The sequence below is a fragment of the Mesobacillus sp. MER 48 genome (assembly GCF_023714225.1).
Classification (GTDB): domain Bacteria; phylum Bacillota; class Bacilli; order Bacillales; family Cytobacillaceae; genus Mesobacillus; species Mesobacillus oceanisediminis_A.
In genome coordinates this window covers 57,544-70,815 of sequence record NZ_JAMAUR010000007.1, presented here as the reverse complement: position 1 = coordinate 70,815, position 13,272 = coordinate 57,544, and the positions used below count along the sequence as shown (strand labels likewise).

Annotated in this window: 9 protein-coding genes; all 9 read left to right on the top strand. The window is 42.5% G+C overall.

The annotated features are described in order from the left end of the window. Positions 1-52: 52 nt before the first annotated feature. The 9 genes from M3593_RS19585 to M3593_RS19545 all read left to right on the top strand — a co-directional run bounded on the left by M3593_RS19585 (position 53) and on the right by M3593_RS19545 (position 13,247). Complete coding sequence (locus M3593_RS19585; protein ID WP_251544544.1) at positions 53-1,030, top strand: sugar ABC transporter substrate-binding protein; 978 nt, start codon at positions 53-55, stop codon at positions 1,028-1,030. After that, positions 1,023-2,462, top strand: coding sequence for a sensor histidine kinase (locus M3593_RS19580; RefSeq protein WP_251544545.1), 1,440 nt, complete (start codon positions 1,023-1,025; stop codon positions 2,460-2,462). The genes M3593_RS19585 and M3593_RS19580 overlap by 8 nt, the downstream gene beginning before the upstream one ends. Beyond that, entirely contained in the window at positions 2,455-3,993 is a 1,539-nt protein-coding gene (locus tag M3593_RS19575; RefSeq protein ID WP_251544546.1) for a response regulator, read from the top strand. Before M3593_RS19580 ends, M3593_RS19575 begins: the two co-directional genes overlap by 8 nt. Positions 3,994-4,073: 80 nt before the next feature. Then, positions 4,074-5,153: a D-xylose ABC transporter substrate-binding protein gene (xylF, locus tag M3593_RS19570; protein WP_251544547.1), complete on the top strand. Its 1,080-nt coding sequence runs from the start codon at positions 4,074-4,076 to the stop codon at positions 5,151-5,153. Between the two features lie 212 nt (positions 5,154-5,365). Further along, positions 5,366-7,030 (top strand): M4 family metallopeptidase, encoded by a 1,665-nt coding sequence (locus tag M3593_RS19565; protein WP_251544548.1) that lies wholly within the window; start codon positions 5,366-5,368, stop codon positions 7,028-7,030. A gap of 433 nt (positions 7,031-7,463) precedes the next feature. Next, positions 7,464-7,793: a hypothetical protein gene (locus M3593_RS19560; protein ID WP_186326850.1), complete on the top strand. Its 330-nt coding sequence runs from the start codon at positions 7,464-7,466 to the stop codon at positions 7,791-7,793. 149 nt (positions 7,794-7,942) lie between these two features. Continuing rightward, positions 7,943-10,159 (top strand): catalase/peroxidase HPI, encoded by a 2,217-nt coding sequence (katG, locus tag M3593_RS19555; protein WP_144480310.1) that lies wholly within the window; start codon positions 7,943-7,945, stop codon positions 10,157-10,159. 330 nt (positions 10,160-10,489) lie between these two features. Beyond that, a complete protein-coding gene (gene sstT, locus M3593_RS19550) occupies positions 10,490-11,728 on the top strand; it encodes a serine/threonine transporter SstT (RefSeq protein WP_251544549.1) in 1,239 nt (412 codons plus the stop codon). A 280-nt stretch (positions 11,729-12,008) separates the two neighbouring features. Further along, positions 12,009-13,247, top strand: a complete 1,239-nt coding sequence (locus M3593_RS19545) for a YecA family protein (RefSeq protein ID WP_251544550.1) — start codon at positions 12,009-12,011, stop codon at positions 13,245-13,247. Positions 13,248-13,272: the final 25 nt, after the last annotated feature.

Below are 13,272 nucleotides of genomic sequence, written 5' to 3'. Positions count from 1 at the left end.
TCAAGTTAAATGACACCAAACGGCTAAAGAAAGAAAAAGGGGAGAGAGCAATATGAAAAAGTATATGTATGCCATATTGGGTCTTGTATTTGTCTCCCTTTGTTATCTCATTTTTGTATCAGCCAATATTGTCTTTAGCAATGACATAGCTTTGCCTAAAGCAAAAAATCAAACAGACTCTCGCTATCGCTTAGTTCTCATCACGAGAGACATGGACACGACGTTTTGGAATAAGGTTGGCATGGGGGCATCGAGGCAGGCAGTGAAAGAAGGGGTCAGCCTTGAAATTTGGGGAAGCTATAGCAATAATTCAGAACAGTTTTTAAAAAAATTAGAACTGGCTATCCATTCCAAAGTGGATGGAATCATCATACAAGGACTTGATACAGACGAATTTAAAGAACTTACAAAAGTAAAGGCCGCTTTTAATGGAATTCCGATTATCACAGTAGCGAATGATGTGCCAATGAAGGAAAGTCTAAGAAGAACCTACGTTGGTTCCGATCAATTCCGTGCCGGAGGTTTAATAGCAAGGCAGTTGTTGAGTGATATGGGAACTGAAGGGAAAGTTGTACTGCTGTCTGACAAGCAGAAAGAGTTTTACCAGAACGAAAGATTAAAGGGCATCTATGCCACGTTGAAAGTGTATCCAAAAATTAAGATACAATATGCCGAAACAGGAGAGTCAAAAGATCAGGTCATTACGACGATGAGAGACCAGTTAAATCAGGTGCCGGATGTGGATGGGTTTATCGCTGTAAACGCAAAGATGATTGGTCCGATGGTACAGGAAATAGGGAAACGTTCCCGGGTTGAACCATATTTTATCTATACGTTTGATGATGGACCAGAATCGTTACCGCTCTTTGAAGAGGGGAAGATTGACGGAGTCGTTGAGCAAGATCCGGAAACAATGGGTGAAGTCAGTGTACAGCAAATTGTTAAATGGCTGAATGGAGAAACGGTTCCGCTTGATATTAATGGTTACTTCACAAACACACGCATATTGAAGGACAGCAGAAATGAATAGCATCAGAAAGAAAATATTATCATTTACAACTATAGTCATTATCATTATGTCCATCATTTGGATTGCTCTGACATTTTATAACTATAAAACACAAGTAAAATACAATGATATTTTAAACCGATACTTAATATTAAGTGATGTTTCAAGGTCCAGCAATCAAGTGATTACGGACTTGAATAATTACATGAACCAATCGACACCAGGAAACTTACAAAAATTAGAGAGCAGCAAAAAGGAGCTGGAATCTTCTAGATACGAAGTATTTCAGGTGAGAAATGAAGTAAATGATTTTACATTAACAAATTACATAAATTTAATGGGCAGCTTAATTGAAACAACTGACAGATTAATGGGACTTGAACGAGATTCCGAGGCAGCGGTAAAAGACCTTGCCGAAATTACACGTATCAGCAATTATATTTCCGATATGACGCTTACCTTAATCGATATGGAACTTAAAACACATGAGCCGTTTTATCGCGGCATTATGGAACAATCCATTGAGTTGGTGAAACTTGCGATATGGATGGTTTTATTAACATCCTTGCTGCTATTATTGGCTACTTATTGGTTCTCCTTAAGCATCACAAGGCCAGTCCAGCAGCTAACGAAGGCTGCAAGTGAACTGGCGAAAGGAAAATTCGATAATGAAATAACAGTCAAATCGAATGATGAAATTGCCTTTCTTGCTAAAACATTTGATCATATGCGTACGAATATCAATAATTTAATACAGCAAATAAAGGAAAAAGCAAAGCTGGAACACGAACTGCAGCAAAACAAGATTTTGCTTCAGGAAAGCCATTTCCGCAGTCTGCAAAGCCAGATGAATCCGCATTTCCTGTTTAATACCCTTAATACGCTTTCGAAAAAAGCTTACTTGGAAGGGTCTGAAGAAATCAGTGATTTGCTCGTCAGCGTGGCAGACCTTCTGCGTTACAATTTAAAACAAATTGACCGGTCCGTCACATTAAGAGATGAATTGGTTGTTGTCAATCAATATATGCAGATTCAAAAGGCGCGCTTTACGGATAGGCTGCAATTGCGATTAGACATTGATGACTCATGCCTGGATGTTGCTATTCCCGCACTTACCCTGCAGCCGATTGTTGAAAATGCAGTCATTCATGCAATAGAGCCCAATATTAATGGGGGTGTCATCACCATTCATGTGAAACAGAAGGATGGTTATGTCGAAGTTCGAATTGAAGATGACGGAATTGGCATGTCTGATGAGATCATTTCTCAAATTTTAATGGAACGTCAAGTGCAAACAGCTGGACATTCAACAGGAATAGGTTTCAGCAACGTTGTTAAGCGTCTGCGTCTATTTTATGAGAGCGACGACGTCATTCAACTTGAAAGCAAATTAGGCAGCGGCACTGCCGTTCTATTAAAAATCCCGGAACAAAGAGGCGAGAAGCATGATTAGAATTTTAATTGTGGATGACGAACAAATAGAACGGGAAGGAATGGAAGCGATTTTAAATCGGGCATTCCCGGACCTGATTGTTGAACAAGCCAGTAATGGGAACAGAGCAGTAGAATTAGCAGCAAGCTTTAAACCAGATTTAATATTAATGGATATTCAAATGCCTGGAATGAACGGCCTGGAAGCAGTAGAGCAGATACTCACTGATTTTCCTCATATTAAATTCATAATGGTAACAGCATATGACACATTTAATTATGTGCAGTCAGCCTTAAAGCTTGGAGCAAAAGACTATATCTTAAAACCCAGTAAGGTGAGTGAAATTAGGGCAACGGTAGGGAAGGTATTGCACGAAATAGAAAGTGAGAGGGAACTGCAGGCAGAAAGCAGCTTACAACGGGAAATGATACAGAAAACATTAGCTCTCGTTGAAACGGATGTTGTAACACAGCTGCTATTCGACCATGTGCATGAAGTTCATTTAAACATGCTCATTGAGATGCTCGATATTCAATCAACAAGTCAGGTATTCGTCATGAATGTGATTGTACCAGAGGGAATGGAACATCTTTACTCCAGGATTAAAGAAAAAGTCAGGAAAACAAGAAGCGGATGGATGGGTGCCCTTTACGATGGACAGCTGCCGATCATTATCTTCAGAAACGGCCAGTCTTATCGGGCACAAGCGACTTCCCTGGCAAGAGATATTTTATTTGAAGTAAATAAGGAGCAGAAATCAGGCTGGTTCATAGGGATTGGGGATGATTGCAATTCATTGGAGAAAATCCGCCAATCTTATCAAGAGGCAATCATTGCTTCGAGCAATAAGACACTTCCGGTAAAATACCGGTTTTATCAAGATATTCCTGTCTTGAATGAAACAGGCAGCTGGCAGCAGGCAAAATACTTAAAAAAGGATCTAACCGACCAGGTACGGCTAGGGCAGTGGGAACATATAAAATCGAATCTTAGCCATCTTATTCAAGCTTACGAGATGGAAGGCATAGAAATCCAGCAAGCACAACAATTCGTATTAGAATCATTATGGTCAATCTGGTCGATCATAAACGATCTGGGGATTGAGGCAGCAACACCAATTTACCAGTATCAAGCGTCAAATTACCGTCAATTGCGGTTTGAAACCGCCAATCTTCTCGCGGAGATGAAAGATTTTTATGATCAACATTACATTAGTTTGGAAGCGGATACAATTTATCGGATTAAACAATATATCATGGAGAATTCGCAGCAGAATATTTCTTTAGAAACACTTAGTAATAAAGTAGGTTTAAGCCCAATTTATATCAGTAAGATGTTCAAGGAAAAGCTAGGGATTAATTACATTGATTTTTTAACCGAGTGCCGTATTGAAAAAGCAAAGAAAATGTTAGCAGAACCGGACAAGAGCATTAAAGAAATTACCATTGAAGTTGGCTATCATGAACCCAATTACTTCAGTAAAGTTTTTAAAAAGATGTGCAATGTTACGCCGAGAGAATATCGGAAAACATTGCTTGGAATAAAAGATTAGTCTCTTTCCTATAAAAAATGCAATCTATTAGAATAATGCAAAGCTTAAACTGAAGTTCCACAGGGAAGGGAGGGGAAATAGTGATAACAAAGTTTAGGAAAGTTGGTATATTGAATCTTATCTTCCTTCTAATGTTATTGGCGGCATGCGAAGAAGGTGGATCTCCAAAACATAAAGAGGACCAGGGATCAGAGAATGAAAGTGTTGCTGATTTTGATACAAAGCTTAAAATTGGTTTTTCGATGGACACGTTAGAAGAGGAGCGTTGGCCAAGAGATCGTGACTTTTTTAAAGAAGCGGTCGAATCATTAGGGGCGGAAGTCGTGATACGTGAAGCAAAGGGTGACGATACCTTGCAAATTGTGCAGGCAGAAACGTTAATCAGCGAGGGAGTGGACTTGCTTGTAATCGTTCCGCATAACGCCGAGGCGGTAGCAACCATCGTGAATAAAGCCCATTCTGCAGGCATTAAAGTGATTTCCTATGACCGATTAGTCAAAAATTCTTCTGTAGATTTATACATCTCTTTTGACAATGAGTTAGTCGGGGAACTTCAAGCTAAGGCAATAACAAAATTAGTTCCAAAAGGGAAGTATGTATATATTGGCGGGGCAAATACAGACAATAATGCCCATTTATTGAAAAAGGGAGTTTTTAATGTCCTCCAGCCCTTCATAGATAAGGGGGACATACAGATTGTATATGATCAATGGACTGAGAATTGGACTCCAGAAAACGCTTATGCCAATATGAAAGCCGCCCTGGAAATAAATAATAACGAGATAGATGCTGTTATTGCTGCAAACGATGCGACGGCAGGCGGAGTCATAAAAGCACTTGAAGCGCAAGGGCTTGAGGGGAAAATTCCGGTTGCCGGACAGGATGCGGACTTAGCAGCGGCCCAGCATATTGTGCAAGGGACTCAAACAATGACTATTTATAAACCTATTAAAACATTGGCCTACGAAGCAGCAAGAGCAGCGATCAAAATGGCGGAAGGTGAGATCATTACTGCGAATAGAAAGATGAACAACGGAAAAATGGAAATACCATCGCTCCTTCTTGCACCCATTGCTGTAGATAAAAATAATATAGATGACACGATTATTGCAGATGGATTTCATCGGCGAGATGAGGTATATGAAAAGCGAGGGGAATGAACTTCACACCATCCAGTTATAAAGTTTATAATCCAAAATGCCTGAGTCTATTAAGGAAAATAGAAGCACGCAGCATGCTTCCGTATTCCAGATTTAGGTAGTTTTGTTTATGATTTTAATTTATTCAAATAATTCCAATTATTCATGATATTTCGTGCATAGAAATATATAATAGACCCATCCAATGGAAATTGATGGGAGGAATGGTATTTTTGAAGAAGAAATTGATTTTACCCGTAGTTCTGTCGTCGGCAATGTTGGTAAGTTCGATCCCGATGAGCAGTGTATTCGCACAGCCATCCGATTCCAGCAGTGGACAAGCTTCCAAGGCGTGGAATGAGAAAGCAAGCGTTCCTTTATTTGTGAAGGAGCGATATGCGGAAAAGTTTTCTTCCAGCACAGCTTCTGAAGCGTTAAGTTATCTGAAACAGAACCAAGACAAAACAGGAATTCCTCATCCTGACAAAAACCTCAAGGTAAAGAGCACTCAAAAAGATGAACTTGGTATGACTCACGTTCGTTTCAACCAATCTATAAATGGTGTAAAAGTTGAAGGAGCCGAAGTTGTTGTTCACTTTAATAAGAATAATGAAATCGTATCCGTCAACGGAAGAACCAATCAGACAATTGCTGAGGGTTCAGTCGACACAAATGCCTCAGTAAGCAGCGATGAAGCTTTGAAAGCGGCACTGGCTTCTGTCAATGCACCGGAAGAGCTGACATACGAGCCTGCTTCTGAGCTCGTTGTCCTTCCTTTTGAGGGAAAAAATTACACAGCTTACAAGGTGAATGTCAACTTCATGGGAGATGCGCCTGGCAACTGGTTTGTTTTTGTGGATGCGAAAACGGGAGAGGTAATCGATCAGTACAATGGCTTGATGCATGCTGATGAGCAGACGCAAAAAGGTGCAGGGAAAGGCGTGCATGGCGATCACAGGGAGCTGCACATTACCCAGGTGAAAGAGGCGAATGCCGGAACTAAATTTGCGCTGGCAGATTACTCTCATGAGAACCTTGGAGGCATAATAACCTATGATGCCAAAAATGATAATAGCTTCAGTAACGATACTGTCTATGTTGGGAATTCGGCAGCCTTTATCAGTGACTATGACCGCGCGGCTGTCGATGCACACTATAATTCTGAAAAGGTATATGAGTATTATTTAAATGAACACGGCCGTAATTCTCTTGATGGAGAAGGAATGGCGATTGTTTCGAGAGTCCACTATGGCAACAATTATAACAATGCTTCCTGGAATGGGCGCTGGATGACCTATGGTGATGGCGATGGGAAATTCATGATTTCGCTATCAGCTGGCCTTGATGTTGCTGCACATGAGATGACTCATGGCGTCATCACTCATTCTGCAAATTTGGTGTATCGAAATCAATCCGGAGCTCTGAATGAATCCTTCGCTGATGTCTTTGGTGCACTCATTGACGACAGCGATTGGGAAATGGGCGAGGATATTATGGCACCGGAGGCTAAGGCTAGCGGAGCAACAGTATTGCGCAGCTTAAGCAATCCAAACGGTGTTGTTGTCAGCAACGAGCAAAGAAGGGCATACAGCACAAATGGCGGAGTCTATCCTGACCACATGGACGAGTTTTATCATATGCCAACCACAGTAGATGGCGGTGGGGTCCATGTTAACTCTTCAATTACGAACCATGCGGCATACCTGATCGCCCAGGATCTTGGAAGAGAGAAATTAGGGAAGATTTATTATCGTGCTTTAACGGTTTACCTAACTTCGAATTCCGATTTTAGCGATGCACGACAGGCAGTTGTCCAGTCAGCAATCGATCTTTATGGGGAAGGCAGCGAGGAAGAAGCAGCCGCTAACGCTGGATTCGACGCAGTCGGAATCTATTAATACTTTTGAATGGTACATTGAAATCCCTCAGACTGTTAGTTTGAGGGATTTTTAATTATCAGATCAATAGCGTAGCCACCTCTGTATCCAAAGAAGGCGTTCACATAATTGTTGATTAAGTTTGAAAAAAACCGGATAGATATAATACGAGGTGTGGTATATTTTTTCTTAGACAGACAGCTTTCTTTCAGATTTCCCTCGTACGCCGCTCATTATTTTCTCCCTATTTAAAATCCTTGATTTCTAACCTTTCATGAATACCTTTTAAATGAACCCTCAGATCGCCATTCGAATATCTCTAACTCTCTCATATTATTTTTAAAATAAAATCCTTCAAACGTGAAAGGAGTGATTAGCCATGTAACTGTTTATCAGTTTCACTAAGGTTCCGTAATCAATTCATATTTTACTTTTGAGGGAGGATTATCAATCAATGGGCCATGATATATACGGATTGAATAAAGCAAGGGAAGAAATTGCTTATGCGCGTTTTAGCATGGGGAATCGTAATGCACTGCTGCTTTACAATTTGCTTGATTCACTTCAATTTTATGCTGGAGTAAGTGGGTCAGGAAAGTTCTCGACTTTTTCGTTACAACAAATAGAAATGGCAATGAATGACTACAAGAAGTTTTTTAAAACTGGTGATACCCCGTCGGAAAGTGATTGTACATCCTGGGATCAAAAACAAATCCTGAAATTTATCCAAAGTTGTTTGGCAACAGCACAAAAAGAAGATAGCGTCGAAGTGTATTTTGGTTAGTAGTCTTCCACCTAAATCCACTCCCCTATCCCCCTCAGATGCCCCTATTCATAAAAGATTCCAATTATAGATACTAAATCCCTTGTCTCTTTCATAGTTATTAATGTTGAAAGCTTAATTATTTTTATTTTTGCGAAAGGGGAACGAAAATGGACAAGGATACTGCAAAGGTTGGAAAATGCCCGGTGATGCACGGGGGTGCTACTAGTCAAAAAACGAGTGGTACGGCAAATAGAGACTGGTGGCCAAATCAGCTGCAATTGAACATCCTTCATCAGCATGACCGAAAATCCAACCCTATGGGAGAAGATTTTAATTATAATGAAGAATTTAAAAAGCTGGACTATGATGCACTTAAGCAGGATCTTCAAGAACTCATGACAACAAGCCAGGACTGGTGGCCGGCTGACTACGGTCATTATGGGCCATTGTTCATCAGGATGGCCTGGCACTCAGCAGGAACCTATCGTATTGGCGATGGCCGGGGCGGCGGCGGAACGGGTTCTCAGCGTTTTGCGCCGCTGAACAGCTGGCCTGATAACGGCAACCTGGATAAGGCCCGCCGACTGTTATGGCCAGTCAAGCAGAAGTATGGCAACAAGATTTCCTGGGCTGACTTGATTTTACTGGCAGGCAATGTGGCGATTGAGTCGATGGGCGGCAAGACAATCGGCTTTGGCGCAGGACGCCCCGATATCTGGCATCCGGAAGAAGACACTTATTGGGGTGTTGAATCAGAGTGGCTCGGGGATAAACGGTATACAGGCGACCGCGAGCTGGAGAACCCGCTTGCTGCGGTACAAATGGGTCTTATCTATGTGAATCCTGAAGGACCGAATGGCAAGCCGGACCCACTCGCAGCAGCCCGGGATATTCGCGAAACTTTTGCAAGGATGGGAATGAACGATGAAGAAACAGTAGCGCTGATCGCTGGCGGCCATACTTTTGGTAAAGCCCATGGTGCAGGGGACGCGGCCAAAGTAGGTCCGGAACCGGAAGCAGCTCCGATTGAAGAGATGGGTTTGGGCTGGAATAACGCATATGGCAGCGGCAGAGGACGTGATACCATCACCAGCGGCCTCGAAGGAGCCTGGACGGCAAATCCGACACAGTGGGATAATGGCTACTTTGATTTACTGTTTGGCTATGAATGGTGGCTGACAAAGAGTCCGGCTGGTGCCTATCAGTGGCTGGCTGTGGATCCTGCCGAGAAAGATCTTGCTCCGGATGCAGAAGATCATTCTGTAAAAGTTCCAACCATGATGCTTACAACCGATATTGCCTTGCGCCATGATCCGGCATATGAAAAAGTGGCCCGCCGATTCCATCAGAATCCAGATGAGTTTGCGGATGCTTTTGCCAAAGCTTGGTTCAAGTTATTGCATCGAGACATGGGCCCTAAATCAAGGTATATCGGTCCGGAAGTTCCAAAAGAAGATTTCGTCTGGCAAGACCCTGTTCCCGCTGTAGATTATGAATTAACGGATGGGGAAGTAAAAAAGATAAAGGAATTGATTCTTGACTCGGGACTTTCCATCAGTGAGTTAGTGACAACGGCCTGGGCATCGGCAAGTACTTTCCGCGGATCTGACTTCCGCGGAGGAGCGAACGGTGCCCGCGTACGACTGGCTCCGCAAAAGGACTGGGAAGTGAATCAGCCGGAGCAGCTTTCAAAGGTGCTCAATACACTTGAAGACATTCAAAGCCAGCTGGACCAGGAAGTCAGCCTTGCCGATTTGATCGTACTTGGCGGCAGTGCAGCGATCGAGAAAGCTGCACATGACGCAGGCTTTGATGTAACTGTTCCGTTTGCTCCGGGGCGCGGGGATGCAACAGAAGAGCAAACTGATGCTGAAGGCTTTGCAGTGCTTGAGCCCTTTGCCGATGGCTTCCGCAACTATCAGAAAAAGCAGTATGGCGTAAGTCCGGAAGAGCTCTTGCTGGATAAGGCGCAGCTATTAAACCTCAGTGCACCTGAAATGACGGCCCTGATTGGCGGCATGCGCGTCCTCGGCACAAACCATGGCGGGACAAAACACGGTGTATTCACTGACCGTGTCGGCACGCTCACCAATGATTTCTTTGTGAACCTGCTCGATATGGGAGTGGAATGGAAGCCTGCAGAGGGCGGAGTATATGAGGGCCGTGACCGTAAAACGGGTGATGTTGTACGTACAGCTACCAGAGTAGACCTCGTCTTTGGTTCCAACTCACAGCTGCGTGCGATTGCGGAAGTGTATGCCCAGGACGATAACAAAGTGAAGTTTGTTCGCGACTTTATTTCTGCGTGGGTCAAGGTAATGAATGCAGATCGTTTTGACCTGCATGCAAATGTTGATGAAACTTCAGAATTAGCAATAAATTAATAGTTTGTAAGATAGCAGGTCAGTAAAATGATCTGCTATTTTTCTGCGCTTGAACCGGGGCACCAGTGGAAGATTCAATATGGCATGAGCGCAGTGGTTAAAAAACCTGATTTTCTGGGAACAATTATCTATTAACAACCTGCTAATAGTTAAGGTATGATTATTGAGTATTTAGAAAGTTGAGATTTTTATGTGTTAAAATCTTTGTATTGTAATATAATATTTCAGCCTCTATAATACTTAGTACGCGGACAGTTGTATTTTTAAAGAGGACAGTGTGCGCTGGCCTTGTACAAACGAAAAGAGAATCTACTTGTGGGGGAGATGACGATGAACGATTTACTGAAGAAGTTGAACCGAGTAAGCCTGGTGAAACAAATTATTGCGGGTCTATTAATTGGTGTGATCCTGGCACTGACAATCCCTGAAATTGCAAAGCCGGTTGCTATCTTTGGGTCATTATTTGTAGGGGCCCTGAAAGCAGTTGCTCCTGTTTTGGTATTATTCCTGGTTATGTCTGCGATTGCCCAGCATAGGCGCGGGCAGAAAACAAACATGAAAACAATCCTTTTCCTGTATCTTTTTGGAACGTTTGCGGCAGGACTTATTGCCGTTATTGCCAGCTTTATGTTCCCGGTCAGCTTAAAGCTTACGGCTGGCGCTGAGGGTGTGACGCCTCCAGGAAGTGTCGTCGAGGTACTTAAAACCTTATTGCTCAACATTGTAGATAATCCGGTTAACGCTATTATAAATGCTAATTATATCGGTATTTTAGCCTGGGCTGTCCTGATCGGTCTTGCCCTGAAGAGTTCAGCAGATTCCACAAAAACGATAATTGGGAATTTTGCCGATGCGATGTCCAAAATCGTCGCATGGGTGATAAAATTCGCTCCGCTTGGCATCATGGGCCTGGTATTTGAATCGATCACGACAAACGGTCTCAGTTCTTTGCTTGGCTATGGAAAATTGCTTGCTGTCCTGATTGGATGCATGCTTGCAGTTGCACTTATCGTCAATCCAATCATCGTGTTCACTTTAATCAGGCAAAATCCATATCCGCTTGTTTTTAAATGCTTGAAGGAAAGCGGGATTACAGCCTTCTTTACACGAAGTTCCGCTTCAAATATCCCTGTGAATATTAAAATCTGCGAAGAATTAGGGCTTGATAAGGACTCCTATTCTGTTTCAATTCCATTAGGCGCAACGATTAATATGGCTGGAGCTGCCGTGACGATCTCCGTCATGACACTTGCTGCAGTCCATACACTTGGCATTCAGGTGGATATTCCGACTGCCATCCTTCTGAGTGTGATGGCCGCCATCAGTGCTGCCGGTGCTTCGGGTGTTGCAGGCGGTTCGTTATTGCTGATCCCTCTTGCATCCAGCTTATTCGGCATCCCGAATGATGTCGCGATGCAAGTGGTTGCAGTAGGCTTTATCATTGGCGTTCTGCAGGACTCTTTTGAAACAGCGCTTAACTCATCGACAGACGTTCTATTCACGGCTGCAGTAGAATTCAAGAAATGGCGCCAGGAAGGAAAAGTCATCAACATCAAAAAAGCATCATAAATTGGCTGGATGTCTGGTACGCTTTTCACTTATTGGCGAAAGTTAAAACATATCGACCATACTCTCAGATATATCAGCGGATTTTCGATTTTATCGACCACTTTTCGCAAGATATCGACCACATCCACTGGTGGCAAGGGGAAGTCCCTTTGCTTCCAGTTGGAGCTTATATTAAGATAAGATAAAAGTGCACATCAATTGAGGTGCGCTTTTTCTGTGTAAGCAGAAGACACGTAATCATAGTTACATAGCATGAAAATGCGATAAAAAGGAGTCAAAGATGTCTAAAATAGATGAAAAAAACAAAAATCTTATGAATGCCCTGGAAGATCTGGGGGTATCTTATCGTCAGTTTGGGAAAATGGAAAAAAAGTTCTGGAAGAAGGCTGAGGCACCTGTCCGTCTGATTGATGTTTTATCAGTGCTGACAAAAGTTGAATTAGACGCAATCCGTAAACAACTTGAACTTGGCGGAATGAGCACCCTGAAAAAGGCAGAGCTTGCAGCTGAACTTGCACAGGTCATTCCTGCACACCTTGAAAGGGTGTTATCAATATTTGATCAAGAAATGTACAACCTGATAAAAAAACTAATTAAGAAATCCGGCTTATTGCCAATTGAAGATGTGTCTCTCGATTACAACATAAACTCGCTCACGAACCTGGGAATCGTTTTTCCGGTCATGCTGAATGGTCAAAAGCAATACGCGATGCCGGTTGAGCTTTTAGATCAATTTAAACAAATTGACCAGGCTAAGCTGCAGGAATGCATCCAGCGAAATTCAGAATGGATCCGGCTGATTCACGGGATGACCTATTATTATGGTGTCATCGAATCTTCAAAAATGATTGATAAGCTTGAAGATTTAACGAAGAATGAAGTGGATATTAGAAAATACTCGCAGGTAGTCAGGCTGGCTAGTGACTATTATCAGCTAATGGGTGTTTACTACCATCGCTTGGACGGATATCTCGTAGATGAGAGTATAAATAATGTTGAAGAAATTATTGAGGAACATCGTTCAAGGCCGGATGTTGATTATTATCCGTTCACCAAGAAGCAGTTTTTTATTGCCGGTCAACCCGGATTCATTGATAAATCTCCCGAAATGGTGAAATTCCTCCGTTTTTTATCTGAATCATATGACATGACAGCAGAGGATAAAGATGAAATTGCGGAAGCATTAATTTATATGATCAATTCAAATGATCCTCCATCAAAATTGATTGAGTATTTACAAAGTGCTTTAGAGTTTCCTACCTTCGAATTTGTGCAGCAGCTGACCGCACATGTCATGGAGGTCTACAACAATACGCGCAAGTGGGCTCTGAAAGGTTACAAACCGACGGAACTGAGAAAAGAAAGAGAGAACCATTTGAAATCCAAGCCTGCGCATCCTTTTCGACAGCCTCACAGTCCTTCAAATGTCATCGATTTTAGCACCAGACAAAAAGTTGGACGCAACGATCCCTGCCCTTGCGGAAGCGGGAAAAAGTATAAGAAATGCTGCGGGAAATAGGCAATTTGATAAAAGCGAAAGAAGG

Bases quoted from the DNA above. Each gene is read 5' to 3' on its own strand.
- M3593_RS19585 (WP_251544544.1), top strand. From the start codon at position 53: ATGAAAAAGTATATGTATGCCATATTGGGTCTTGTATTTGTCTCCCTT.
- M3593_RS19580 (WP_251544545.1), top strand. From the start codon at position 1,023: ATGAATAGCATCAGAAAGAAAATATTATCATTTACAACTATAGTCATT.
- M3593_RS19575 (WP_251544546.1), top strand. From the start codon at position 2,455: ATGATTAGAATTTTAATTGTGGATGACGAACAAATAGAACGGGAAGGA.
- M3593_RS19560 (WP_186326850.1), top strand. From the start codon at position 7,464: ATGGGCCATGATATATACGGATTGAATAAAGCAAGGGAAGAAATTGCT.
- katG (WP_144480310.1), top strand. From the start codon at position 7,943: ATGGACAAGGATACTGCAAAGGTTGGAAAATGCCCGGTGATGCACGGG.
- sstT (WP_251544549.1), top strand. From the start codon at position 10,490: ATGAACGATTTACTGAAGAAGTTGAACCGAGTAAGCCTGGTGAAACAA.
- M3593_RS19545 (WP_251544550.1), top strand. From the start codon at position 12,009: ATGTCTAAAATAGATGAAAAAAACAAAAATCTTATGAATGCCCTGGAA.